Here is a 25,589-nt window from a genome sequence, read left to right on the forward strand (position 1 = left end):
GCAAAAACACCTCCGATGCTAGCACTTTTTTAAAGTGTACCACTGCGAAGGTGTTTTTATATTGTCTCAAAAATTTAGGTTAGCCCACAAGTGCTTAGTGACGACTTTAAATTTTTTTAAGGCATATATTTATATATAGTTAAACTTTAATGGGCACCATATGATTAAAATTTGAAAATTAATCTGCAGACCGCTCCACGTGAATGATTGCCTCGAACGATACGTATATGATCCCATCCCGCTGATTGGCCAGTTCGACGGTCCGCTCCATGTAATTCGTCCGGTGCACAAACCCCTTGAATCGTTTCATCTCCCGATCCTCCACATATTTCACCTCCACCATATCCCCGCTGAAGATCGCGTCATTCAGCACATTCTCATAGACCGATAGGATCTGTTCATCGACATTGGGCATCTCGATCTTTTGGATTTCCTTATAGTACTTCGTCAGCAGCGCCTTGTGTTCGGGCATGAGGAACGGGATCCATTTCAGCTCACCCCGATCGCGATACATCGTCATAAAAATCACCCTCCTAATAAAACGAACGTTTGTTCTTATTTTATACCCAATTTGTCTCGTTTGAACAGCCTTTTTCGTGATCGGTGATTCGTGCGTCCTGTTTCCGTACTCTAGCTCGCTGGTCGTCGGTGCAAGGGACGTCAAAAAAATGACGCGCCCTCCAGTCCGTCTTCCTTCGCTTTAGGCTCAAAGCAAGGCTTTTCGCTCGTTGGCTACGGAAGCCTGGACTTATGTGCGCTCTACGCATTATTTTGAGGCTCTCCCTGCAGTCGCCCTTGCACCGTCTCCCGACGCTCGCTTCGTTTCCGTCAACAGGACGCACAACGGTGTTCGTTCTGAGGACAGCTTTTCTATCTGAAAGGGGACAAACCATCATGGAACTATCCGCCATCATCGAGGTCATCCGTATCAAACAAGAGGTTCGCGAGGAAATGGTCGCCCTCGAGCACGCCATCATCCATTCGCCGGACAGCGCCCGACAAATCGGGTCATCGTTCATCGGGGACGACGACCGCGAGGTGTTCCTCGTCATCATGTTGAACACGAAGAACCGGGTCATCGGCGTCCACCGAGCGCACGTCGGTAGCGTCAACTCGAGTGTCGTCCACCCACGGGAAGTCTTCAAATGCGCCATCCTGAACAACGCCTCATGCCTCATCGTCTGCCACCAACATCCGAGCGGGGACCCGACCCCGAGCCGGGAGGACATCCTCGTCTCCGAACGGTTACATGAAGCGGGCGACCTCATCGGCATCCCGGTGCTCGACCATCTCATCCTCGGTACGGACGAGTCATACGTCAGCATGAAACAGCGAGGTTACATGGGTTGAACGGAATGGAGTGGGGCCTGGGGACCGGTCCCGGTCCGTCCGGTAAGGGCAAGGACGAAAAACGTGCGTTTTTCTTTGACGAGCCGGGCGACTCGCGTTGCTCTCGCCTGGATCCGTGGGGCAGGATCCGGAAAAGGGGCGTTTTCGTATGACGAAAACGAGATGGTTCGTGTGTGAAGATTGGACGTTGTTTTGGTCTGTCTCGTAAGAAGATTGTTTGATGAAATAGCAGAAGTGAAAACACGGTTTGTTTATTGAAAATGACCATGTTTTCTAAACAAGCCCTAGGGCTTGTTTGAAACAACACCAGGACTTACGTGAAATTAGGCGAGATGTTGCCTGCGTGGATGCGAGGTATCATTGAGCTATCAAATGGAGAGGATGATTCAGATGGACAGCTACCAACTAGATCAACAGACGATGGACGAGATGACGGAGGTGTTGCTTCGACGCCTTCCTGACCGGCTTCAAGAAGATTTTGACGACTTAAAACTTGTGAGCATGGATCTTCTTTGTGACGTGAAGGAAGGAGAACGCTTGACCCACCTCACCGTCTTTTTCAATACCAATATGATTCGACGAAATCGTCGTACATAAGAAAAAAGAATCATTGTATATATGTAGATTTGTATACGTGTATACATGTATATGTGTATACATTTTTTAAAAATCTTCATTTCTGTAGGCTCATGAACAAGGACTGAACTGGCTCTGGAGGGGGGATCGTTCTATAGCGAAGCGGAAGGGGGAGACGTGATGGACGAGGGGCTGCTTGATGACTATGCGTTCGCGGGATTGGATCCGTTCGTCCAGACCGTGTTCTCGGAACTGATGGAACATCCCAAGTGGATGCGTGTCGTCGACAAGGAACATTACGTCGAGAAGGTCGTCCGGTTCGATGACGGACGGAACTCTCCTTACTTCCGCATAATGATCCATCTGGATGCAGAAGAGCGTCCGATCAAGAGAGTATACCTATATGGGACATGGGTGGTGGCAGATGGGGACGTCAGTTTCGTCGTCTCAGAGCTATCCAAGAGTGTATTCGAATATGAGGTGATGCATGTCCATTGGCTCATCAAGTATCGGTTCGAGGATTGGGGAGTCTCTGAGGACGGGGCATGGGAGAAGGAATGGTGATCCGGGCTCATGCGTGAGCGTCTAACGCCTTGTGGCGAAGTCGCTCATCGCACCGCTGCCCCCCTGACGGCCCGATAACAAGAGCTGCTTTAAAACGCATCTCTATGTTCCTGGCCCTTTCTGACGGGAGGCACGGGGCGTAAGGACAACGTCAAAATCAAGAGCGTGGTCGTGTCTAACGCCACGCAAGGAACACCATTCAGCCGAATGGTGTTTTTGTTTGGAAGCCCCATTCACTGATGTCTGATCAATTTGAAATTGATTAAGGTACCACCTTACTTTAATACGACGAAAAAGTTAGGAGTTAAAGTAGAAGAATTGTTAAGTCTCAGTTATACGTAAAGGATGCACATCTTAAAGAGCATCATGAAATGACGTGCCCAGTTTTGGATGAGCACGTCAGTAAAAAGTAACCTTATAAGTAGTCTAGATGTCTAAATAAATGAAACACGTCTCAGTACATGTAGATTTTCAATAAACTATTCAATTAGAAAATTATATTTTGAATTAGAAGAACACTTTGCCAATTTATCAAAAAGTTCAAAATTATCATTCGATGTACCTTTAGTAATATACAAACCTTCTCGTACAAAAGTCATTTCGAGCTGAGGCATATTATAATACAGTTCTTCCGGATATTCTCCTGTGTCTTTAACTAAATGAAAACGATCGTTACTATTAATAAAATCTATCAATTCAGGGCTTTGTCCATTTGCTGATCCAATAATTGTATCTAGATGGCCCATGACTTGATCATAGCTTCGAAGTTTTAAGTATGGCTTGTCTTCACGAAGTACATCATTTTGAAGGAACTGAAGGAAATTTACTAATTCTCTTCGATAAAATGTATTTGATTCAGTAGAAGTGACTGTGACTTCCGTTTTAAAGTTCTGCTTCTGCATGTGGGCAAACATTTTTTGTAGTAATTCATCATTTGAAGTCATTAAAATTTCCTCCTTTAATATCAACTAAACAATAGAGACATTAAATACGCCCCAAGATTTTTTCGAATTGATAATATCCTCAAACAGGTCTTTAGAGCCGCATAAATGTTCGACGTAAAGACCACTGTCTGAGTAATTTAACAGGATGTGAGAGTCTCGTTTTTTAGAAGTTAATACATATTGCTTTAAAATATGAAGTCTATTCATAAAATGAAGCTCGAGTATTGCTCTCAACTCAAAAAAATTCATTGGATCAGAGAAATCAGCGATGTCACCATTAAATCCTTCGAGAGTAAGGCTTGGGTCTCTCACTACAAACGCTGACAGATAAGAGACGAAAGATGAAAATGCTGCAGCGTCCATGCCGTTAACTTCCATGTCACGAACTAGAATACGTTGATCCATAGAACCCCCCCCTATTCAAAGTGATTAAATTTTTGTTGAACTTGCTGAGTGACGACTTTGTTAATAATTGCCGACAAAGTAATTATATTATAGAAAATGAACATTTATTTAATTTATTAAAATTTTTTATTGAAACCGTTCGATGAATTAATGTCAAAGTAATTGCGTTTCAGAGGAAATACAAGTCAATTATAAGACCCGTGTTCAAATGAGGTATTAAGAAAGATTGTTAGGCAAACCGTATGATGAAAGTGACATTATTATATATTTTGATAAAATAATTTTTATAGATATGTAAAGTTGAAGGAGTTTGAGGTATGGGGAAAATTTATGGTTATGTACGCGTTTCTGTCGTAAAACAAGATTTGGATGCTCAAATTAGTTTGCTTAAAGAAAATGATGTCGAAGAACGCAATATTTTTGCGGATATCCGACCAGTAACAAATGAAGCACAGAGTCAATTGCATCAACTTCTTCAAGAAGTCAAAGCTGGAGATATGATCATGGTGAAGCAATTGGATCGGCTAGGGCGATCTGTGTCACAAGTAGTCAACACAATTGAACGAATTGATTCAAAAGGTGTCCACATCAAATCGATTGATGATGAGATTGACACTTCGCTAGATTCAGTGATGTCAAAAGCCATGCTCTCTGTGTTTAAGATGTTTTCAGAGATGGAACGAAACTTTATTGTAGAGCGTACCAAACCTGCCATCGAGCGTGCTAAAGAGAGCGGTGTGAAATTCGGTCGTCCCAAAGCGAATAGCGAGGTCTATGACAAGGCCGTCAAAGAGTATATCGAATCAAACGGTGAGGTGACTTTTCCAGAGCTGGTCAAATCATATGGGAAGGACGAGAAGGGGAAGGATGTCATCAAACAAGCGACCTTCTTCCGTCGTCTGCGTGAGTATAAGCAAAAGCAAAAATCTACCTCAGAATAATCAGACTGCAGGGTTCATCCCTGTAGTTTTTTTGTGTCATCGAAATGGTGTAGATCTCTTGTTCACATCATGTCGTCATCTGCAGCGAGACGGTGTTGGGAAAACCAGATAGGAGGCCTTGAAAGGGATTCACCTGATATTTAATTCTACAGAGATCTTCTTAGGAAACCTTGTATAATTGAGACATCAAACGAATGGAGGCGGGACAGATGTTCAGACCATGGGACAGACAATATGATGTGAAGGCTGTCATCGATGAGACGGAACAATATCGTTATCAATTCACTTGCAAGTGGGGAAACGGGAGGCGGCTGGTCACGTTCGTCATGCTGAACCCGAGCCAAGGAAACCAAGGTCAGGATGATCGGACCTTGCAGCGTTGCATCTCATATGCCAAGCATTGGGGGTACGACGGGATCAAGGTCGTCAATCTGTTCGCCTACATCTCGACGGATCCAAAAGAATTGAAGGGTCAGGTAGATGCAGTGGGTCCAGAAAATGACAAGTACGTGTTGGATGCGGCCCATCGGTCTGAACGGGTCATCGTCGCATGGGGGAAAAAAACATTTGCGCAAGGGCGAATCGATGAAGTCCTTGAACTGCTCTCATTTGTAGACCTGTATGCGATCGAAGTGACGAATTGCGGGAGATACCCGAAACATCCGCTTTATCTCCGAGGCGAACTATCACCTGAACTGTTTCGACCGGCCACCAAAGAAGTAATCAAATTGACCAAACGTACTGTTCCCCACCAAATGGACTCATCGAGGGAAGGGATGATTGGAGGATCTGATGTCGGGTTATTCGATGACCCTGATTGGAGATTGTAGGTCACCTTTTCAGTGAACCATGAACGTGTCTTCCAAGAGCGATAGAAAAGCATGACAGGAGTTGAATCGATATCGTGCACTTGTAGTTTCGAGGCAGGCGATATCAAGTCATCGAAAACGTTCACCGAGCGCCGCGCGGGAAAAAGTAAACCTCTGGTTTTATCTGATCCGTAAAATAGATGAGCCTCACTTGACATTGTCCTCAATCCTATCGGTCATACGGCACGCGGGATAGGATGAATCCGTTAACTCGGTTAGAAAAGTGGTGGAAGAGATAAGGGGTAGCGTAACAAGAATATCGACCTCGTACATTTCCCTGCGTCATGTCGTTATGTCTGTTTTGTACATTCGTTTAGGGAATGTCTAGAGTGTGAGGACGGATTGATGCTTCAATATCTTGTTCTCTGCGAGCACTCCAAGGGAGACGGGCTGACGGTACCACCCGTTGCAGGAACAAGAGACGCCCAACACGCTCGAGAGCGTAACGAATTGGCACTGTCGAGGGGGAAAGCCACTGGTCGAAGTTGGTCAAACTTATCTTGTATAGAAAGGGATGATTATGTTGAATTTGAATGAACTAATCGATACCTATAAGGTGGAGTACGAGAAGAAGTTCAATGAGTCTGGTTCGGATTCGCTTGAGACATTTTTGCTCGAAGAGGGGACAAAGCTGATCGGAGAATATGATACGATTATTTCTGAAGATGGGAAGTATGTGTTGTTTTCGTCTAGAGAGTATGGGTTCTCGTCTAGAGAATATTGGAAGGATGATGTAGAAGCATATGAGGTGTCTGAGGATACGTATGCGAGATATGTGGGATTGAGTTTGTTGGCTTATGAGTATTATGGTGACTGAAGGCGGAAAAACGTGCGTTTTCTTTGGCCACTCGCGCTGCTCTCGCCTGAATCTAGAACCCGTATCCGATAAAATGGATGTTGTTGAACGGACCGCTCCTTTCTGATTTCCTTTGAAAAGAAAATGTCTATTCTCAGACACAAAAAGAAGAGGACCTCAGTCATCCTCTTCCGCATCCAATTTGAGCACATAGCTAATGTTCCCTGTAGGATAGTTTTCGTTGTTAATCTCTAAAACGTAGGCACTGCCCGCATACTCATCTGGCGCTTCGAACATGACGTAACGTTTTTCGTCGCCCCAATATGGAAGGGATACCACCTCCAGGTTCTCTTCGTCCTTGAGGAGTTCCGGATAGTAATCCAATCCATTATGTAGCGTCAAATCTTTCGGGTCAAAGATGAACTCAGAGTCGGTGTCGATGAGTTTCACGACGAGTTCGAGGCGCAGCACCTTCTTGCCCTTGTAGACAACCGTCTCGATATCAGTTGGTTTATATTGGACACCCCCGGCTTCTACACTTTGGCCCCCTTCATATGTATTGATCAAATTATCTTCAGCGATATAAACGGTTCCATACATCCCGTTCCTTGTCTCATAGTAAATCAAACCGCCGATAGCGATGGCCAAAACACCTACAGCCATCAAAAAGTATTTGAGGATTTTCTTGAACTTGGTCTTCATGATTACATCCTTTCGTATTTTCCTGATTTTACTGTTATATCTAAATAATAATGATTTTTGAATTTTTCACAACCTCCTTCTTGTAAAAGAGGAGAACAATATTGAGCAAATAGTTGTACTGTTCTTGACTCGGATATAGGTATGATGTGGTGGATTTTTGTTTTTGTTGATTCATTGTACGGAGATAATATGGTTTAATGTTCCATATGTTTTCCTAACCATGAGACAAATGTATTCATCCTATGAAATGTTCCTCTCACTTTTAATGCAATGACTATGGTATTATTTAATAAAAACATCATTGTGTTAAAAGGAGGCTTACCATGTATACGATTGACGAGGCTTTTGAAATCCTATCGAAGAACAAGCTCACAAGCCATAAGGAGACGGTCCGAAACTGGGTACGAAAAGGCGTGATCAAGGCAGAACCGCTCGAGTCGCGTAAAAAAGGCTATCGGATCAGTGAGGCGGCCCTCGAGCAGTTCATCAAAGAGCGGATGCCTGACGGTTGGGAGATGTATCCAGAGTCGGTGACGGGAGACGTTCGGGATGTCGTCAAGAATGAGGAAGAGACCCCGTATCACGTCGAAGTCGATGTAGAAGCAATCAAGGAGCAGGGGCGCATCGAGATGTGGCACCAAGTGGCCGGACGCTGGCTATGGGAGGGTCATCTTGATATCACACGGACGATGGTACGACATGCGATCGAGCATAGGGGCCATACGAAAAAGTTCGAGAAGTTTGTCTGGGAACGATGTCTGAAAGACAGCGCCCCGCGTAAAAAACCACGGGTCCTCTACTTGGTCGATGCGTTTCTTTTCGAAGAAGAGCGGGTGCCGTTCGATCAGGATTTTGGCATCAAAGAAGAACAGATCATGCAGGCGTTGATCGAGCATGTCAGGTTGAGAAAGCGTTCGGGAATGTATAAAGATGAATCTGGTAGCAGATAAAAGTTTCAGCACCAGATACGGCTGACTGGCATTTATGGACAGCATAGTCACCAAAATTAAGGGGTGAGAATCGCTCGTCCTCCTCGGCAGGCCTTCTTTGCTAGACCCGATTATTCATGTTACAATCAAGGTACATTAAAAGTGACGCTTAAAGTGACACTTTAAAAGGGGGAAATTCAATGATTATCGAACATCGCAATACGCTCACCCCTACAGACTTGAAGCGTAAGGATGGATTCACCCGTGTCAAAGTCGCGATCCAGAATGATCCTTCACAAGTCTTTGTGGTGAGAAGTCCTCGAGAAGAAGAAGAGATTGTTCTCATGTCTGTCGCAAACGCGGAACGTTTGATGGCCCTTGAGGAGCGGTTTAACAAATTCATCGATGCGTCCGTCTTCCATGAGTTCGAGCGTCGTCAAGAGCTGGAATCCAAGTCTTACGCGTTAAAAGACGTCCCGGGCGTCGATCTCGATGAAGATGATGTCTATATACCGATTGCCCTTCAAGAAGAGGAGGGCGACCTTCGATGATTGCCAAGGCACAGAAGTTCTGGTTCACATTCTTCGAGCAAATGAAAGTTCATTACGATGTAACCATCGAGGTCACCTCTTTCTCAGAAGGTGACCTCGATCATTTCTATCGCGAAAGACGCCATAAAGAGATTGCCGGCTATATCGAACGTCAAATCCGTCAAGGCATCTTCGCGCCCCCAGATGGGACTGCAAATCCTATCCACGGGAAGTATTCGGATTATGTCTATATCAAGATACTTCGTGCCGGCATCCGGATCATCTATCTACCGAAGAAAGTCGACGGAGCCACTCTGATGGTCCTAGACACTATCGGCTATCGAGCGGGCGATGCGGTGTACAATGAATTTCAGAGAAGACGTCCCAATACATAAAAATCTGTCCTATCTATCAAAAGGTCTGACTCCTTCCACCTCTAATAGCCGTTTTATTCTCTAACACAGTCAACGGATCATGTGAACAAATGAGAAAAGACATTCTTCGATTCGAAAAATGTCTTTTTGGGGTCCCGTCAGGAAAATGCGGATTTACAACGCTAAGCACATTTTCGAGACGATTCCCCCATTTTTAACAACGTTAAGAAAATTTCAATGGTCTTAAAGAATCTAACGAGACTATTTTCTCGGAATTAAAATGGTATTCTCCTAGTAAATTAATATGTTCCCAACCTAGAGGCGATATATGGTGCAATAATTCTTCATTAAAACTACCAGACTGTTTTTGATATTCAACTGCTTTTGTTAGATGTAAGGTATTCCAGATACTGATGGCATTAATGATTATGTTTAAGGCACTGGCCCTTTGCAATTGATGCTGTATGGTTCGTTCTCTAAGCTCACCTTGTTTTCCAAAGAAAATAGCCCTTGCTAATCCATTCATGGCTTCTCCTTTATTCAATCCTCTTTGTATTTTTCTTCTTAATGATTCATCTGAAATGTAATTCAAAATAAAGATCGTTTTTTCTATTCGGCCCATCTCACGTAAGGCGGTAGCTAAGCTGTTTTGTCTTGAATAGGAACCTAGTTTCCCCATTATAAGGGAGGCTGAAACTGTTCCCTCCCTTATAGAATGAGCTAATCGCAAAACATCCTCATAATTTTCTTTAATGACCTTTTTATTTATTTGTCCACGTAAAATGGCTTCTAATTTTGGATACTCACTTGCTTTATCTATTGTAAATAATTTCGAGTCTGATAAATCTCTTATTCTAGGAGCAAATTTAAATCCTAATAAATGAGTCAGTCCGAATATTTGGTCTGTGTAACCAGCTGTGTCTGTATAATGCTCTTCTATATTTAGATCCGTCTCGTGGTGCAACAATCCATCCAAAACATGAATAGCATCCCTTGAATTTGTATGTATAATCTTTGTGTAATAAGAAGAGAATTGATCACTAGTAAAACGGTAGATAGTTGCTCCTTTTCCAGTCCCGTAATGTGGGTTTGCATCTGCATGCAGTGATGAAACACCTAGCTGCATTCTCATACCATCTGACGAGGATGTTGTACCGTCGCCCCAATAGGAGGACAACTGTAATTTATGATGAAAATTTACTAAAATGGCTTGGGCTTTATTCATTGCATCTTCATACATGCGCCATTGAGATACATTAGCTAGTTGCTTATATGTAAGTCCGGGTGTGGCTTCGGCCATCTTGCTCAAGCCAATATTCATTCCCATCCCTAAAAGGGCAGCCATGATAATGATTGTTTCTTCTTTATCTGGTTTTCGATTATTGGAAGCATGGGTGAATTGCTCATGAAATCCTGTTATATGAGCAACATCCATGAGTAAATCGGTTAATTTTATTCTTGGTAGCATCTGATAAAGGCTTGCACTAAACTTTTTTGCTTCTTCTGGAACATCTTTTTCTAAGCGTGCAAGTGACAGTTTTCCTTTTTCAAGAGAAACTCCATCCAACTTGTTGGAATTGGCAGCTAACCATTTTAACCTTTCATTAAGGCTGCTGGTTCTCTCCGTTATATAATCTTCGAATGATAAATTAACTGATAATCTCGTATTCCCCTTCGATTGATTCCATGTATCTTCCGAAAACAAATATTCCTCAAAATCCCTATATTGTCTACTGCCAACAATGGAAACATCTCCTGCACGAACATGCTCCCGAAGTTCTGATAAAACAGCCATTTCATAGTAATGACGATTTATTGTTGTACCATCATCCTCGTATAAATGCTTTTTCCATCGTTTTGAAATAAAATCCACAGGTGAGTCATTAGGCACTTTTCGTTTTCCGGATTCGTTCATTCCTCGGATAATCTCAACAGCCTTTAAAAGTGGCTCATTTGCCTTTGTGGAATGGAATTCCAATACTCTTAATAGCGTTGGCGTATATTTTCTTAGTGAATAAAACCGTTTTTGTAGTAAGTCTAAATAATCATAGTCGGCAGGACGTGCAAGCTCCTGAGCTTCTTCGACTGAAGAGACAAAATAACTTTCTCATTTAGCTTTTTACCGTTTTGTTTCTGGATTTCCTCTTGAGCCTTACGGCCTTTTGATAACAAACTAAGTATTTGCCTATCATGAATTTCAAACGCTTTATCTGTTAGCTCCTGAGTAAGTTGTAATAAATAGACGGCTAATATCGAATAACGTTTATTTTCTTGAAAGTCACGGAACGCATACGGTTCGTATCTTGAACCTAAGCGAGAAAGCTGTAATAGACGATTACGATGCAAATGGCTAATTTGCACTGTTTCTAATTCCATTTCTCGTAGGTATTCAAGTCGTTCTATTACTTTTAGAAAAGTTTCGGGTGAAGGATGACCCAGTGGTTCCTTTAACCAACCCAATATCGTTTTATTGGATTCGGATGGATGCTGCGAAGTAATAATCTCTTCAAGTTTTTCTTTTTGCTCATTTGTAAGAGATCTACTAACTGTATTAAATAGCTTCTTTTCAGCCATCGCCCTTGCTTCCCACACCATTCTTTCAAGTGTAGTGATAGCAGGCAGTATAATTTTGTTTTTTCTTAGAAAATCTATGCATTCATGCAGTAGATGAATAGTATCACCATTTTCCAAAGCTAATTGATGAAGGTACTTAAACATCATTCGATATTCACTCAGGGTAAAAGTTACAAAGTCATATTCACTTCGAATTTCTTTCAAATGATCCCAAAGTGTATTTTCCCTTTGAGGATAATGATCAAGCGAGGATGGACTAGCACCAATCTGTTTCGATATATATTGTATGACCAAATCTGGGATGCTTTTGATATGAGTGTATGGCCAACCGGGATACCGAAGAACAGCTAATTGAACGGCAAACCCTAAACGGTTTTCTTCCCTCCTTCGCTTATTAACTATTTCTAAATCACGATTGGAAAAAGTGAAGTAGGTCCCCAATATCCATTCATCTTCAGGGATTTGCATAAAAGACTGTCTCTGTTCCGGTGTAAGCAATTCTCTACCTCTCGCAATTTTCATTCAATATCATCCCATTTCTGTATTTTTCAATTTATTAGTTCAATTATATATCAATAGAGTGTACTCTATTGATACAAGTGTAGAAGACTGATAAAATCATAGTTAAGAGTGTCTCATAAGACTTGTATCAAAAGTGAGGTGATATTTTGCGGAAAATTGGTTATATACGTGTCAGTTCGCCTAGCCAAAATCCTTCAAGGCAATTTCAGCAATTGAACGAAATTGGAATGGATATTATTTTTGAAGAAAAAGTTTCTGGAGCAACAAAGGATCGTGAGCAGCTTCAAAAAATGTTAGAGGATTTACGGGAAGGTGATATTATTTATGTTACAGACTTAACTCGAATTACTCGTAGTACGCAGGATTTATTTGTATTGATTGATTTAATACGAAGTAAAAAGGCAAGCCTAAAATCACTCAAGGATACATGGCTAGATTTATCAGAAGATAATCCATACAGCCAATTCTTAATTACAGTAATGGCTGGTGTTAACCAATTAGAGCGAGATCTTATCCGTATGCGTCAACGTGAAGGGATTGAGCTGGCTAAGAAAGAAGGAAAGTTTAAAGGCCGGTTAAAGAAATATCATAAAAATCACGCAGGAATGAATTATGCAGTAAAGCTATATAAAGAAGGAAATATGACTGTAAATCAAATTTGCGAAATTACAAATGTGTCTAGAGCTTCATTATATAGAAAGCTATCAGAAGAGAACAAATAGTTCTTCCTTACCCTATATTCCAGAAAAGGGCCAGATAATTGAAGAAAAGCCTGCCTTAATTCAGGCAATGCAATAATATACTATATCCCATAAATTTTTGGATGTATATTTATATGAGAACGCTGAAAGGAGTTTTCATCATGGATATTACATCTTTTATCATATACTGTTTTCTTGTAACATTTACTCCGGGACCTACGAATATCGTCATACTATCTACAGTACACAATTATGGGTCGAAAAAAGCGATGGACTATACGTATGGAGCAACAATTGCTTTTGGCTTATTACTTGGCATATCTGCTATGCTGAATACGGTGCTAATAACTGTTATACCAAAAGTGTTAATTGGAATGCAGGTTATCGGAACGCTTTATATGTTATATCTATCTTATCAAATCTACAAAATGGATCCATCAGAATCAACTGACAACAATACTGGCACTTTTGCTACAGGTTTCCTTATGCAATTTTTAAATCCAAAGGTAGTAATATTTGCATTGACAGTTATTCCTAGCTTTATTTTGCCATACTATACCGATACGACTGCTATGACAATAAGTGTTATCGTTATAACCATCATCGGATTTTTAGCATTTATTTCATGGATTCTATTCGGTACAATCCTCAAAAACTTTTTACAAAAGCATACGAGGATTGTTAATGTAATCATGGCACTAGGTTTGGTTTATACTACGATCATGATATGGGTATAAGCTTGTTTTTAGAGAGGTGAATAGATTGGATAAATTTATCTATAAAAAAGCAGCAGGTATTACGGCGTTGACGGCTAGTATCACTGATTTTAAGTATAAAAAGCATTCTCATCAAGAGTATGCAATTGGTGTAACATTACGTGGTATTCAGCATTATAATTTGGATGGCAGTTTGCAGTTATCCTATCCAAATGGTGTGATGCTTTTTAATCCTGAACAGGCACATGACGGAATGGCACATGATGAGACAGGTCTTGATTATGTGATGTTATATATTGATCCGCAATTACTTTTGGAGATTGTCCAGAAAAAGGATCTTGTATTGTTTAGTACGCCTATTGTGTATGATTATAGACTGGAACAAAGTGTATTAAGTCTAGCCAATGCCATAATAAGCGAAAAAGATGATGCACTGTGCAGTGAATTACTCCTATCCCTTGGAGATAGCCTTATTCTAGCAAATCTTTCGGCAGATTTTAGGGAAGATACTACGTTAATCAGAAAAGCAAAGGATTTGATTCATTCTGACTTGGGAAATGTACTTAAACTTGATGAGATTAGTAAAGAGCTTCATCTATCTAAGTATCAGTTTATCAGATTGTTCAAGTCTAATACTGGGATTACACCATACCAATATTTCCTTAACTGCAAGATTGAACGGGCCAAGGAATTAATAGATAAAAACCGAGATATTTATTCTACGGTAGCTGAATGTGGTTTTGTTGATTTAACCCATTTAAATAAACATTTTAAAAGTGTTTATGGAACGACAGCATTTGAATATATGTCATATTTAAATTGAGAGAAGATAAATTAGTTTAGAACTAAGGGGGAATGAAATTGTCTTTAAAAGTAGGCGATATGATTGAATTTGAACGGACTTTCACAACAGAAGATGTTGAAGTGTTTAGAAAGGTTTCAAGAGATGAAGCTTCCCATCATATTTCGCCTGATGAACAGGGAAGACTTTTCATACATGGATTACTAACGGCTACATTACCAACCAAAATAGGCGGGGATTACAACGTACTTGCCCGTACGATTTAAGACCTGTATTTACTGGTGATACCATAATTTGTGAGGTAACAATTGACCAATTTGAAAAGCCGGATAATAGAACACACATCAAGGCCTCTTTTTTATGCAAAAATCAACATAGGAAAGAAGTGCTGATAGGAGACTTTTCAGGAGTTATATTATAATACCGCTGCTAATAAAAGAAAGGTGGAGTGTAATTATGGAATTTGATACCAAAATTAAAATTGTATTAAGGGAAGACCTTGAAATATGGCAAAAATTAAACGTAACAGCATTTCTAATGAGTGGAATTGCAGGAACTCAAAATATTATTGGACAGCCCTATTTAGATAAGGATAATGTTCAATATTTACCCATGTCACAGCAACCAATTATGATACATTCTTCTACTGGCGAACGGATGAATGAGCTATTACAAAAGGCTCTAACAAAAGATGTAGTTATGACAATATACACCGAAGAATTGTTTACTACCTATAATGACGAGGATAATCGTGCAATGATTGCAAATTTCAAAACAAATGAACTAAATCTTGTTGGAATTGGAATACGAGGCAAGAAAAATCATGTAGATAAATTGCTAAAGGGTTTTGATTTACATGAATAAAGGTAGGTCCGTAATCGGGCGCTTTAATGAAGTAACTAAAGCCTAATTTCTCACTATAAACCGAGAAATTAGGCTTTTTCTGTTTGGATTTTCTTAACGTTGTAAATCCGCATTTTCCTGACGGTACCCCAGGTATCAATCAAAAAACGAATCAACTCATTAGTTCGACTGACCACTATATCGCTGTTGTGAGGTAGAGGAAACAGATCATCCCATTTTATATCGATGAGGAATCCATGGAACTCCTCTTCAACTACAGGTGAGAGCTTGATTTCATCACTGTCTATTCTGAGAGCATCACCTGAAAGCGTGAGAAACGGATAATAATTTGCACTCAAATCAACAGTAACTTTATTGTTGATTATTTGTTTTTCAATCCAACGAGTTCCATCTTTGTCTTTACTAAAGTTCAATTTGATAAGGTTACTGCCTTGATTAACAAACGAATCAATCAAAGCATATAGGTTTTGATTTAATGATTGTTCTTTTGAGAACACAATCCCTATATTAATAAAACCGCCAGTATCTGACACCGTATTCACCTCTTTATAATCATTTTTAAAATAATTTGGTTGATTAGTGTTAAGTCTCCGATCCTATTAAAGAACGCACCTGTATCTCCTCTTAAATGTAAAATAACAAGGTACAATTGACCACTTAATTTTGTTCCATAAATAGATGTGGCTTTACTTACGTGATTTCTTCATAGTAGGTGACCTACATTTCAATACGTTGAATTTCAATCAAACAGTTATGTAACAATAAAACCAAGTTTGGATATCGAGAGTCGGAGGGCTAATTGAGATGAAGGATGCACTACGGGATACATATTGGCTATATGAACACCTGTTGAATCGTGATTAGAAGACCGCTGTCGATCAGGTCATGTCTGCCATGAATCGAGACAGCCAGACCGAAGCATTGGCACATCTTTGGGCAATGGACGAAGAAATCGGTGGGATTGGGGGATATCTTCTCCCCAAAAATCCGGTTCAAAACCCGTTTCCTGGTGGAGACGAGCGACCGTTGTTCAGGCCGCTGCAGTATGCAGCGAGTGAGTTGGAGCGGGACGTGGCACACGGGGCGCGTTATATCGTCCAATATGCGGGCATGCACCTCGAGGCCGTTACACGTCAATATTTGAAGCAGGTGCATACACTTGGGGCGATACGACACCACAACTCCACACTAGGTAAAGCGGTCCATCAAATCGCTAAGCTTCGAACGATGGACGAAAAGACGGTGCAGAGCCTACTAGTATTCGTGCGCCTGTACAACATGTCGAAACATGAGGTGAATCAAGATGAAACGAGAGAGCGTCTGTTCAGTGTGGAGGATGCATTGATTGCCTACCTGTCAGGCCGTATTTTAGGTGTTAGGCTGTTGGCTGAAATCGGTTTGGTCTCATCATAAGCACAGTCACAAACCCGTTGAAGTGCTGATTTCTCTCTGTACATAATAAAGATGATTTTAAAATGAGATAAAAAACATCTTGAGAAAATCTTGTTCACTTCAATCGAACTTACAATAAAATGATAATCAGGCAGTCCTAAAAGAGCATGTATACATTTCGACATCGAAATGTATACATGCTCTTTTACATGGAGAACTTATAGAAAAGAGAGCTACTGCTTCACACGATGTCAAAAAATCTATTTAAACTAGTGATTTGATTTGAATCGATCATGCGCATTTCATTAAAAAATCGCAACCAAATAATCATGATGTTTTCACATATATCTGAGGATAGGTAAGAAATAAGGAACCTTGTAATATTTTTTTACAGTTTCATCCTATACGATAAGCTATAATCCAGTTATATCAAGTCAAAATACACCATACACGATGTAATGAAGAGAGGTCGAACATGGAACAGTCACATCACAAGCAAAGACGGCTCAACGACAGCAACTTCTATTCGCTGGTGCCCTTAAGAACATCGAAACCGTGACCAACCAATTCAATTCGTTGATTTTCGATATTCGAAAACTTCAATTGAAGGCAGACAAATCTCTCACTAGTGTGCTCAAAGCTAAGACAGATTGGACGACGTTCACGCGAGAGGAGAAGGAGGCCGTGCAGACGAGCCTTTTGGTCTCACAACTCTCGAAAGGCCTACTCGAGACGAATATTTTAGATGAGGAAGGTGGTCTCCTCACAGAAACGCTTACGAAAATTAAAGAATTAGAGAAGGTGACCATTCACTTTCAATCTAGATATACCGGTCCTTTAGAATCATAATTCTTGGAAACTGAAACTCAAAAAACGATTTAAGGATTATGGAGTAAACGCCGTAAATCCCTAGATACCATCAGTTCATCATGTTCAAGAAGGTTCATTTAAAATTAATAGAAAGGAATGAGTGACATGTCTCTGAGTAGCAAGTTACTTGGAAAAACGCAGCAAGACAAAAACTTTATGAACGTACTCCTCTCTGTTGCACCTAATAAAAATGATTACTACACTCAAAGCGGTAAAAAAGCTTTTTCGAATGATTATATACTCAAAGTTCCGAACAATTTAAGTGTCATGCAGAATTCAACGTTGTTAGGAACAGCGTTTGATTACCTGGCACGATTTAGAATTGCGAAACTTATTAAATCGGAGTACGTTACGTCTGGATTAATGTCATACCAAGGAATGTATAAGTTAAAAGACTTACCGAATATCAACGAATATCACTTCAATAAGTACTTGCCGTGGGTGGAGAAAATCGAAAAAGTAGTAATGGGCAGGGCACAGTTAGCGGAGCTATATGAAATTGCTGTGCGCTTGGCAATGTTGGAGCAAATCGCAAGGGCGAGAATCAATCCGAGTACTGTGGATTTGGATTACCTGTTTAATGATCCAGTGCCTGGTGACGTGGTACGTGAATTGGAAATGATGATGTATCTATTCGAAGAGAACTTTATGATTCCGGAAGTCATAAAAAAGAATAGTAGTGTGTCGTTCAATCCACATTTCGGTGCCTCCTCGCTATTGGTTGAAGGTGCAGATGCCGACGTATATATTAATGGGACCTTGTATGACTTTAAAACTACCAAAGATAATTCACTCAAGAAAAAAGACAACCTTCAACTGATTGCCTACTACTTACTAGATGAACTCTCATATTATGCTGGCTCCGAGGAGTTTGACTTTGGTGACTATCATTCTATAGAACGTGTTGCATTCTATAAGGCGAGATACGGTGAGATTGAATATTATGATGTGCAGAAGCATTTCACCCCAGAAGTACTCAAGGAGACATTGATAGAGTTGACTAAAACTTTTGAAGGAAATGAGGGGAACTTCAGAAGGTATGTGGGGATTGGAGATGTGGACGAAGTATTGAACAGATTAACTCAAGTACGTAACGGTTCGTTTGACATCGTAACCTTACCTACTCATTCCTGAATCTTCGAACAGTCAGGCGATATATAATCTACAATCTGATGAGGACATCCTATAAATTCTTTTTTTAATACAAACATTGTAGTATTATTTAATAAAATGTTCATTGTGTTAAAAGGAGGTACATCATGTATACGATTGATCAGGCATTCGAAATCTTATCGAAGAACAAGCTCACAAGCCATAAGGAGACGGTCCGTAACTGGGTACGAAAAGGCGTGATCCAGGCAGAACCGCTCGAGTCGCGTAAAAAAGGCTATCGGATCAGTGAGGAGGCGCTCGAACAGTTCATCAAAGAACGGATGCCTGAAGGATGGGAGCTATATCCGCAGTCGATGACAGGGGAAGCTCGGGATGTCGTCAAGAATGAAGAAGAGGCCCCGTATCACGTCGAAGTCGATGTAGAAGCGATTAAAGAGCGAGCCCGCGAGGAGATGTGGTACGAGCTACTTGGTAAATTCGTGTTCGAGGACTACTTCGTTCTGAAAAAATCGGAGGTCAAGGCTGCCGTCGAGCATATGCGGTATTCAAAAGAGTTCGAAGCCGAGGTGTGGGAACGTTGCTCGAAGCATACGTGGGGGCACGCGACACCTCGAGTCCCGTACCTGCTCGATTACTTCATGTTCGAAGGGGAGCGGATTCCCTTCGACAAAGATTTCGTGGGAAGAGATGAACAGATCATCCACGCGTTGATTGAGAAAATTCGGCTTGATAAAGTGAATCGAAAACGTAAATGAACATAAAAAAGACATTCTCTTAAAAGTAGAGGATGTCTTTTTATACAATCATCATTGTTTTAATTTTTGGTTGAAATCATTCCCCGACCATTCCGTCGTTGTCGTTATCACGCATATAGGGGTAGAGCCAATGGTCGCTCATGATCGGCATCGTGAAACCGGCGTCTTTCGCTTCCTGGATCGTCACCTGACCGTTTCCATTCGTATCTACGCTCGAGACATCGCCTGTTGCCTCAGGTGTAGCTGCGGGTTCCGGTTCACTTTCTGTGAGGCCGAGTGCTTCGTTCACTTCATCCGGGTTGACGTTGTCGAACGAATCGGTAACGACATTTCCTTTGACCGTATAGGTGTACTCATAGTGTGACGGAATATGAGTTTTCGTATCCGGATATGTGATGATCGCTTCGAAGTCGGTCGCGCCGCCGGCCTTACGGATCACATCCTCCATATAGGCCTGGTCCCCGTAGCGGTTGAGCGTGCTATCCTGTGGTGTGATGTTGTAGGCGTTCGAGACGCCCCCTAGCGAGTCGGCGATGACGTGGCCTTCATCGAGATCACTGTGTTCGACGCCTGGGACCTTCGCCTCGTCATGATAGTAGCGGCCATCCGAGGTCACATCCTCCGAATCATCATCCTGCAAGATGATCTGATCGGCGATGACACGAATCAATTGACCATGTTCGTTCGTGAACGCCCAATACTCGCGATCTCCATATCCGATATCGACGACGACGTTCGCCTCACGGTACCCGGACAAATCGCCACCGTCAACATTGATCAGTTTATAGCCGGAGAATTGATTGTTATCCGAATTTGTGACCGTTTCTTCGGCTGCTGCAGGCTCTTCTGCAGTCGTCTCCGTATTTGCGTCGTCTGTGCTCGTTTCAGTCGTATCGACGACTTCTTCTGTTTGAGTAGCAGGCTCCTCTGCTTTCTCATTTGCAGAAGGGGTGTTTTCACTGGTACAACCGGCCATCAGCAGGATGGCCAAAGGGAAGGCTAAGTAGGTAAATTTCATTTTGTTCTCCTTATAGCATGTATATATGTAGATGAGTCAATACGATCTATGTTCAATTATATCCTCCGCATGTTTACGATGCGCCAATCCTTCACGTATTGTTCGTCCATATGTTGAGTGACGCGTTCAATCATTCCAAATCGTTCGCGCTGACAAAAGTTGTAGGCTTCTTCCGGTAATGGCAGTTCTACCTCAATTGTGACTTTCACTTTTTTTCTTCGTTTGTTGAATCGACTGAGCAAATGATGTTCCAGCTTCGTGATGAACGCGTCGTCGCCAACACCCTCTTCTGACTTCAGTACGCCGGTTATCTCAGTACTGATTCCATCAAGGTGGTGTTTGATTTCAAACGGTGTCGCATCCAAGTACTCGCAAAGGTGATCAAAGCGTAGCATCTCTGTACCGTGATATTGCTGGATCCAATCTTGAAGTCGCATAAGGAGAACCCCTTTTTAATTCAAGTGTACCTCGTAGGGTTGTAATAAACAGTGACGAAGTCGTGTACGGCGTGTGTAAGGTGCCGCACATGAGACCTGTTCGATTTCATATTCTCTCCTTCCTTAAAAACGGACTTTGTTCCGGATTTTCATCTCTTCCAACTTTGCCTTTTTCACATCAGGATCAGTGGTGAACCTATAGCTGCTACCCTCATGGATCCAGGACTCATCAAGAATGATGCCATTCATAATGTGACGATACGGCATTGCGATGCATAACGTGTATTCCTTCAGATAGTGTGTAGCTTCCTGAATGGAGACACACTCCTTTAATTCTACCCCGTCTTTAAAAATCAGGACCGGTTTATTCGTCTTGTTTATTGCGATTGGTTTTCGTAAATCCATTTCTCTCACTCCTCCTATCAATTACACCTTGCCTATTTATGTATGTGGTCAACCACAAGAATAAGAAGCTATTTAACAAATACCGGATTATAATAAAGGTGTGTTGGATAATTTTACAATAATTTTAAAGTGGAGTGATAGAAGATGAATAAATTGATCAAGATTGGGAGTGCCGTTCTATTTAGTGGAGCGCTATTGGTGTCGCCATACGGGGAAGCATCGGCCGCTGCGAGCATCAAAGTCCATTACATCGATGTCGGGCAAGGGGACGCCATCTACATCAAGATGCCGAGCGGTGAGGACGTCATCATTGACGGTGGGAACAAAGGTAAAGGGGATGCCATCGTCGCCTATCTCAAAAAACAAAAAGTCGACGATATCGAAGTATTGATCTCGACGCATCCGGATGCGGATCATATCGGTGGATTGGACGAAATTTTAGATGCCTACCGTGTCGAGAACGTCTACGCACCAAAAGTGAAACACACAACCCAAGCCTACAAAGACTTCCTTCAAGCCGTGAAACGGGAAGGGAAGACCATCAAAACGGCACAGGCTGGCGTGAAACTGCCGATCAAAGGTGTCAGTGCGAAGTTTGTGGGTCCGGTCAAATCCTACTCGAACAGTGACTTGAACAACTGGAGTGCAGTCCTTCATGTCACGTACAAGAAGAACACGTTCTTGTTCACAGGGGACGCGGAACACGTTTCTGAGAAGGACATGATGGCCAAGAAGCAGACGCTCCGTGCAGATGTCTTGAAGGTGGGGCATCACGGTGCCAAGACGTCGACGAGCAGCACGTTCCTGAATACGGTCAAACCGAAGCATGCCGTCATCAGTGTCGGGAAGAACAACTACGGGCACCCGACGTCCGAAGTGGTGACGAACTTAAAACGCCAAAAAGCGAACACGCTTCGTACAGACAAAAATGGCACGATCATTATCACAGGAAACGGCTCGAGTTACGCCGTGAAGAAATCAAAATGAAGCGACGCAGAGGGATCATCGACCGGTTTGAAGGAGATCTGGCTGTCGTCGAATTCGGAGAAGTGATGGAGGATATTCCAAAGTCACGACTTCCAGACACGGTTCAACCTGGTGACGTGCTTTGGTTTTATGAAGATGGGAAAGTTGAAGTGGACGCCAAGGAACGCAAACGATTATCGAGTGATATCGATGAGTTGATGGATGAGCTTTGGGAAGATTAAAAACGAGTATCAATTATTCATGATTGTATTTTTAAAACTTACAAATCAGTATTTTTTAATAAAGACAAATCGGCAAATAATTTTTATCTAAATATAAAGCTCGATTGACATTGAATAAAAACTGATATAAAGTCAACAGCATAATATTCACTAGGAGGATTGTTAAGAATGATGCACGCCGGGAGATTACGCCACCACACTTTGAACAATGGCTAATTGAATATGTTCAAAGGCTCTGTTTTCATAAAACAGAGTAAATGGGAGTAGTCTGCACATTTTTATCAATCTTTGACGAAGAAACCACACACTTACAAACATAGCAGATTTACAACTCTTTTTGTCGTGTCCTTTTATTTTTGATAATGGACGCTTCTTGGTTGTAGCTCATTTACTCTTGATCACAGACACCATTTTGTCTGTGATTTTTTTATGACTTCATTTAGTTAAGTCTAATTAGAAAAGATTGAAATGAAAAAGTATTAAAAATGCATACATTTCACTTGCTTATCGCACAACATAAAAATTGGAGGAACAAATCATGAACGAATTTAAACGGCTTGCAAAAAATAAAGGATTAGATGTGTTAGAGAATAGCATTGTGGTAAATGAATCGGGTGTTGATTTTCAAGTTGCTTATGCAAAAGATACGCTTGGTAGCAAGTGGATACTAAGAATTCCTCGAAGATTAGATTCGATGAGGAGCGCCTTGAAAGAAAAGGGGGCACTAGAAATTATGGAAGAACATGTGAGTTTTCAAGTTCCAAATTGGTCAATTTTTGATGATGAACTAATTGCGTATAAGCAATTAGATGGTGTTCCGGTTGCAACAATTGATGTAGAGCAACAAGATTACATTTGGAGTTTTGACAAAGAGAATACACCACAATCTTACTATCAGTCATTAGGTAAAGTGTTGGCAGAACTACACACATTACCACATCGACACTTCAAAGAAATCGGTATCAAAACTCTATATGCTAGAGATTTAAACAGTTCAATGAAGATACGGATGGAGAAGGTGAGACAGAAGTATCATGTGAATTCAGAGCTATGGGAGCGTTGGCAAGAATGGTTGGCGAATGATTCGCTATGGCCATCGCATGTAGGTGTAAGCCACGGGGATTTACACCCTGGCCACATACTAATAAATAAGAATTTTGAGGTCTCTGGTTTGATAGATTGGACAGAAATTAGTATTGCGGACACATCTGTGGATTTTCTATCACATCTATTACTGTTTGGTAAGGATGGTTTGACAAAGTTACTCGATGCTTACGACAATGCAGGCGGAAGAACATGGTCAAGAATGGATGAGCATATAATTGAGTTGTTAACAACCAGCGCAATAACTGTAGCTGAATTCGCAGAGATATCTGACCTACAAGATATGCGTGAAACAGCTGCTCATATGCTTACACAAAATGTATGAGGTAAAAGCAATGGCAGCGCTCTGAAATTGAAAAGGGTATGAATTTTAAAATCATCATACCCACGAATGTCACCAGAGTCTTTCGATGTTAAACAATGAAATTCTTGAAAGGGACTTTTGTTCTTCATCTAACAACACGTCATGCCAGTGATTTTCAAGCGATTTCAGGACCGGTCTCTCCAAACGATTGGTTTTTTCAAGATGGTGTAAAGGATGTACGGCACTTTCCGGGACGAAGTGACCACTGACCAATGGTTGATTCGGTAATGCGATTGTATAAGCCACAAGCTGATCTTCACTGAAGTCATGATTATTGGCGATGCCGAACTGCTGAAACCCGAGACCCATACCATGAATATACATGAGCGGCTCATCGACGCGATCCACCTTCAGGTTCGTCTCGAGGGCCGCTTTTGCGTTCAGATAGGGCTCCACCTCCTCGGGGAACACACTTTGTACGGCATGCACCCGTTCATAAAGACTGAGGTCAGCGTCTTTCCATCCCATTGGCCGCTCCAGCTGTTCAAGGTAATCAAGAGGGCTCTGCTCTTTCTCCTGTTGCAAGGTGTTCACCTTTTCTAAGTGTGTCTCGATATGTTCGAGGAAGCCTGCGGACGTCTGGTGGACCTCCTGCAACAATTTTTCCTTGTCGAGGAGTTCCTTGTCTTTCGTCCAACCGGCCAGATAGGAGAGCGAGAAGTCGTCCGTCGAGAACCCGAGTTGATGTGAGACGACATAGGCGACCATCTCGGCTTGGAACTCCTTCTCGGGTGCCGTGAGCGGTTGATCGCGTTCAAAATTCCGCTCCTGATTGTGTAGCTCCGCATGGGCAAGCTCGTGGATCAGGACGCTGATGTCCTCGATAGATGAGTTCCGCGGGTTCAAGGCAATCGCATGTAGCTCCGGATAGTAACAGCCCTTCGCCGTTCCGATCTCGTCGAGCGGTTCATCCAACAGCGTCACATTCCGGGCATCCGCGAGCGTCGTCAAGGCGTCACGGATGTCTTGTTCGTTCTCCATCCCGCCGTCCCGGTGATACCGTTTGAAGATGTCCGAGACCTCGATTCCTTTCTCGCGTGCGTCGGTCTGCGTGTACTCGAACACGTGACCGATCTTGAAGTACATCATCTTGCGTGACGGGATGCGTCCTTGTTTCACGCCGTCCTTGATTGGCTTCGGTGCCTTGCTGAGCGGTACCCATTCATCTTTGTGCAAGACATACGTCACCGGGTTCGGGACAAATACTTTGATGCCACGCTCACCTTTTTGGACCTGTGCGCCTTGCTTTTCCCAGAACGGGTAAGAGCCGACCGCGACCGCGCCGGGGAATTGGGACTCGATCAAAATTGCGTTCCGCATCGAGTATTGATGAAACTTGCCGAGGAACTGTAGATGTTCCCGGATTTTTTCCGGACTCTCGAAGTAGCTGTCGATCTGTTTTCCCATCTGTTCGGTCAAGGCCTCGAGCTCGGCCTTCCGTTCTTCGTTCGTCTTCATCTTGGCCATCGTGTCAGACTCCTTCCTTCAACAAGTCGGTGACAGATTCATCACTATCCGCAAATTCGTCCAGTTCACGCTCGAGTTGTGGCGACGTTTCCGGTATGTCGAGTAACAGCTGTGTCCGCTCGAAATTGACGGGAAGCAAGACGATCTCGTCTTGCGCGACGGCGGTCAAAAGTTGGTGCTCGGAAACGGACACCGGCATGTCGTATCGCTTTCCATAGATGAGGACCGTGACGGTATCCGGTTGAAGCGTCAACAGTTGTCCCATCGTGAAGGGACGGTCAAGTGGTCGCATAAGAT

29 protein-coding genes and 2 pseudogenes are annotated in these 25,589 nt (G+C 42.2%); 20 read left to right on the forward strand and 11 right to left on the reverse strand.

What is annotated here, in order from left to right; translation table 11 throughout:
• Positions 1-178 precede the first annotated feature (178 nt).
• A complete protein-coding gene (locus tag KNP82_RS14305; RefSeq protein WP_251128775.1) occupies positions 179-520 on the reverse strand; it encodes a YolD-like family protein in 342 nt (113 codons plus the stop codon).
• Positions 521-894: 374 nt separating this feature from the next.
• On the opposite strand from KNP82_RS14305, the gene KNP82_RS14310 reads away from it, so the two are divergent.
• From KNP82_RS14310 to KNP82_RS14320, 3 genes are all read left to right on the forward strand, one after another.
• Positions 895-1,350, forward strand: coding sequence for a JAB domain-containing protein (locus tag KNP82_RS14310; protein ID WP_214828491.1), 456 nt, complete (start codon positions 895-897; stop codon positions 1,348-1,350).
• Positions 1,351-1,740: 390 nt separating this feature from the next.
• The gene (locus tag KNP82_RS14315) at positions 1,741-1,947 is read left to right on the forward strand and encodes a hypothetical protein (protein WP_029596469.1); all 207 of its coding nucleotides are present in this window, start codon (positions 1,741-1,743) and stop codon (positions 1,945-1,947) included.
• Positions 1,948-2,106: 159 nt separating this feature from the next.
• Complete coding sequence (locus tag KNP82_RS14320; RefSeq protein WP_214828493.1) at positions 2,107-2,490, forward strand: hypothetical protein; 384 nt, start codon at positions 2,107-2,109, stop codon at positions 2,488-2,490.
• A gap of 479 nt (positions 2,491-2,969) precedes the next feature.
• On the opposite strand, the gene KNP82_RS14325 is transcribed toward KNP82_RS14320, so the two are convergent.
• Both KNP82_RS14325 and KNP82_RS14330 read right to left on the reverse strand, forming a co-directional pair.
• Positions 2,970-3,434: a hypothetical protein gene (locus KNP82_RS14325; RefSeq protein WP_214824010.1), complete on the reverse strand. Its 465-nt coding sequence runs from the start codon at positions 3,432-3,434 to the stop codon at positions 2,970-2,972.
• A gap of 24 nt (positions 3,435-3,458) precedes the next feature.
• On the reverse strand, positions 3,459-3,839 hold the full coding sequence (locus tag KNP82_RS14330; RefSeq protein WP_214828495.1) for a hypothetical protein: 381 nt from the start codon (positions 3,837-3,839) through the stop codon (positions 3,459-3,461).
• Between the two features lie 317 nt (positions 3,840-4,156).
• On the opposite strand from KNP82_RS14330, the gene KNP82_RS14335 reads away from it, so the two are divergent.
• The 3 genes from KNP82_RS14335 to KNP82_RS14345 all read left to right on the forward strand — a co-directional run bounded on the left by KNP82_RS14335 (position 4,157) and on the right by KNP82_RS14345 (position 6,466).
• Entirely contained in the window at positions 4,157-4,780 is a 624-nt protein-coding gene (locus KNP82_RS14335) for a recombinase family protein (RefSeq protein ID WP_214828497.1), read from the forward strand.
• A 209-nt stretch (positions 4,781-4,989) separates the two neighbouring features.
• Positions 4,990-5,610: a DUF1643 domain-containing protein gene (locus KNP82_RS14340; protein ID WP_214828499.1), complete on the forward strand. Its 621-nt coding sequence runs from the start codon at positions 4,990-4,992 to the stop codon at positions 5,608-5,610.
• Positions 5,611-6,169: 559 nt separating this feature from the next.
• Positions 6,170-6,466 carry a hypothetical protein gene (locus KNP82_RS14345; RefSeq protein ID WP_214828501.1) on the forward strand — a complete coding sequence of 99 codons (297 nt, stop codon included), beginning with the start codon at positions 6,170-6,172 and terminating at the stop codon, positions 6,464-6,466.
• A gap of 156 nt (positions 6,467-6,622) precedes the next feature.
• Here the strand turns inward: KNP82_RS14345 and KNP82_RS14350 are convergent, their stop codons facing one another.
• Positions 6,623-7,147 (reverse strand): hypothetical protein, encoded by a 525-nt coding sequence (locus KNP82_RS14350; protein WP_214828503.1) that lies wholly within the window; start codon positions 7,145-7,147, stop codon positions 6,623-6,625.
• Between the two features lie 323 nt (positions 7,148-7,470).
• On the opposite strand from KNP82_RS14350, the gene KNP82_RS14355 reads away from it, so the two are divergent.
• The 3 genes from KNP82_RS14355 (at position 7,471) to KNP82_RS14365 (ending at position 9,001) form a co-directional block, all read left to right on the forward strand.
• A complete protein-coding gene (locus KNP82_RS14355; protein WP_214828506.1) occupies positions 7,471-8,097 on the forward strand; it encodes a helix-turn-helix domain-containing protein in 627 nt (208 codons plus the stop codon).
• Positions 8,098-8,276: 179 nt separating this feature from the next.
• The gene (locus KNP82_RS14360; RefSeq protein ID WP_214828509.1) at positions 8,277-8,627 is read left to right on the forward strand and encodes a hypothetical protein; all 351 of its coding nucleotides are present in this window, start codon (positions 8,277-8,279) and stop codon (positions 8,625-8,627) included.
• A complete protein-coding gene (locus tag KNP82_RS14365; protein ID WP_214824023.1) occupies positions 8,624-9,001 on the forward strand; it encodes a hypothetical protein in 378 nt (125 codons plus the stop codon). The genes KNP82_RS14360 and KNP82_RS14365 overlap by 4 nt, the downstream gene beginning before the upstream one ends.
• A gap of 202 nt (positions 9,002-9,203) precedes the next feature.
• Here KNP82_RS14365 and KNP82_RS14370 read toward each other — a convergent pair.
• A pseudogene (locus KNP82_RS14370) lies at positions 9,204-12,076 on the reverse strand (Tn3 family transposase).
• Positions 12,077-12,222: 146 nt separating this feature from the next.
• Here KNP82_RS14370 and KNP82_RS14375 point away from each other — a divergent pair.
• The 5 genes and pseudogenes from KNP82_RS14375 (at position 12,223) to KNP82_RS14395 (ending at position 15,159) form a co-directional block, all read left to right on the forward strand.
• The gene (locus KNP82_RS14375) at positions 12,223-12,798 is read left to right on the forward strand and encodes a recombinase family protein (protein WP_214828511.1); all 576 of its coding nucleotides are present in this window, start codon (positions 12,223-12,225) and stop codon (positions 12,796-12,798) included.
• Between the two features lie 140 nt (positions 12,799-12,938).
• Entirely contained in the window at positions 12,939-13,514 is a 576-nt protein-coding gene (locus KNP82_RS14380) for a LysE family translocator (RefSeq protein WP_214828513.1), read from the forward strand.
• A 25-nt stretch (positions 13,515-13,539) separates the two neighbouring features.
• Entirely contained in the window at positions 13,540-14,316 is a 777-nt protein-coding gene (locus KNP82_RS14385; protein WP_214828515.1) for an AraC family transcriptional regulator, read from the forward strand.
• Between the two features lie 38 nt (positions 14,317-14,354).
• Positions 14,355-14,716 (forward strand): annotated as a pseudogene (locus KNP82_RS14390) (hotdog family protein).
• A gap of 35 nt (positions 14,717-14,751) precedes the next feature.
• Positions 14,752-15,159 (forward strand): DUF2000 domain-containing protein, encoded by a 408-nt coding sequence (locus KNP82_RS14395; protein ID WP_214828517.1) that lies wholly within the window; start codon positions 14,752-14,754, stop codon positions 15,157-15,159.
• Between the two features lie 68 nt (positions 15,160-15,227).
• On the opposite strand, the gene KNP82_RS14400 is transcribed toward KNP82_RS14395, so the two are convergent.
• Positions 15,228-15,692, reverse strand: coding sequence for an Imm64 family immunity protein (locus KNP82_RS14400; RefSeq protein ID WP_214828519.1), 465 nt, complete (start codon positions 15,690-15,692; stop codon positions 15,228-15,230).
• A gap of 361 nt (positions 15,693-16,053) precedes the next feature.
• On the opposite strand from KNP82_RS14400, the gene KNP82_RS14405 reads away from it, so the two are divergent.
• The 3 genes from KNP82_RS14405 (at position 16,054) to KNP82_RS14415 (ending at position 19,289) form a co-directional block, all read left to right on the forward strand.
• Complete coding sequence (locus tag KNP82_RS14405; protein WP_214828520.1) at positions 16,054-16,572, forward strand: hypothetical protein; 519 nt, start codon at positions 16,054-16,056, stop codon at positions 16,570-16,572.
• Positions 16,573-17,526: 954 nt separating this feature from the next.
• On the forward strand, positions 17,527-18,555 hold the full coding sequence (locus KNP82_RS14410) for a hypothetical protein (protein ID WP_214828522.1): 1,029 nt from the start codon (positions 17,527-17,529) through the stop codon (positions 18,553-18,555).
• A 125-nt stretch (positions 18,556-18,680) separates the two neighbouring features.
• On the forward strand, positions 18,681-19,289 hold the full coding sequence (locus KNP82_RS14415) for a helix-turn-helix domain-containing protein (RefSeq protein WP_214828525.1): 609 nt from the start codon (positions 18,681-18,683) through the stop codon (positions 19,287-19,289).
• Positions 19,290-19,365: 76 nt separating this feature from the next.
• Here KNP82_RS14415 and KNP82_RS14420 read toward each other — a convergent pair whose 3' ends face one another.
• The 3 genes from KNP82_RS14420 to KNP82_RS14430 all read right to left on the reverse strand — a co-directional run bounded on the left by KNP82_RS14420 (position 19,366) and on the right by KNP82_RS14430 (position 21,149).
• Entirely contained in the window at positions 19,366-20,307 is a 942-nt protein-coding gene (locus KNP82_RS14420; protein WP_214828528.1) for a DNA/RNA non-specific endonuclease, read from the reverse strand.
• A 56-nt stretch (positions 20,308-20,363) separates the two neighbouring features.
• Positions 20,364-20,744 carry a hypothetical protein gene (locus tag KNP82_RS14425; RefSeq protein WP_214828531.1) on the reverse strand — a complete coding sequence of 127 codons (381 nt, stop codon included), beginning with the start codon at positions 20,742-20,744 and terminating at the stop codon, positions 20,364-20,366.
• 123 nt (positions 20,745-20,867) lie between these two features.
• On the reverse strand, positions 20,868-21,149 hold the full coding sequence (locus KNP82_RS14430; protein ID WP_214828533.1) for a hypothetical protein: 282 nt from the start codon (positions 21,147-21,149) through the stop codon (positions 20,868-20,870).
• Between the two features lie 144 nt (positions 21,150-21,293).
• On the opposite strand from KNP82_RS14430, the gene KNP82_RS14435 reads away from it, so the two are divergent.
• From KNP82_RS14435 to mphN, 3 genes are all read left to right on the forward strand, one after another.
• Positions 21,294-22,136, forward strand: coding sequence for a ComEC/Rec2 family competence protein (locus KNP82_RS14435; protein WP_214762884.1), 843 nt, complete (start codon positions 21,294-21,296; stop codon positions 22,134-22,136).
• The gene (locus KNP82_RS14440; protein WP_024127775.1) at positions 22,133-22,357 is read left to right on the forward strand and encodes a DUF3006 domain-containing protein; all 225 of its coding nucleotides are present in this window, start codon (positions 22,133-22,135) and stop codon (positions 22,355-22,357) included. Before KNP82_RS14435 ends, KNP82_RS14440 begins: the two co-directional genes overlap by 4 nt.
• 538 nt (positions 22,358-22,895) lie before the next feature.
• On the forward strand, positions 22,896-23,786 hold the full coding sequence (mphN, locus tag KNP82_RS14445) for a macrolide 2'-phosphotransferase MphN (RefSeq protein ID WP_029596482.1): 891 nt from the start codon (positions 22,896-22,898) through the stop codon (positions 23,784-23,786).
• Positions 23,787-23,855: 69 nt separating this feature from the next.
• Here mphN and KNP82_RS14450 read toward each other — a convergent pair whose 3' ends face one another.
• Both KNP82_RS14450 and KNP82_RS14455 read right to left on the reverse strand, forming a co-directional pair.
• Positions 23,856-25,292 (reverse strand): ArdC-like ssDNA-binding domain-containing protein, encoded by a 1,437-nt coding sequence (locus tag KNP82_RS14450; RefSeq protein ID WP_214754916.1) that lies wholly within the window; start codon positions 25,290-25,292, stop codon positions 23,856-23,858.
• Between the two features lie 4 nt (positions 25,293-25,296).
• Positions 25,297-25,584: a hypothetical protein gene (locus tag KNP82_RS14455; protein WP_214754919.1), complete on the reverse strand. Its 288-nt coding sequence runs from the start codon at positions 25,582-25,584 to the stop codon at positions 25,297-25,299.
• Positions 25,585-25,589: the final 5 nt, after the last annotated feature.

It is taken from the genome of Exiguobacterium sp. s26, from assembly GCF_018618235.1.
In the GTDB taxonomy this organism is placed as follows: Bacteria; Bacillota; Bacilli; order Exiguobacteriales; family Exiguobacteriaceae; genus Exiguobacterium; species Exiguobacterium chiriqhucha.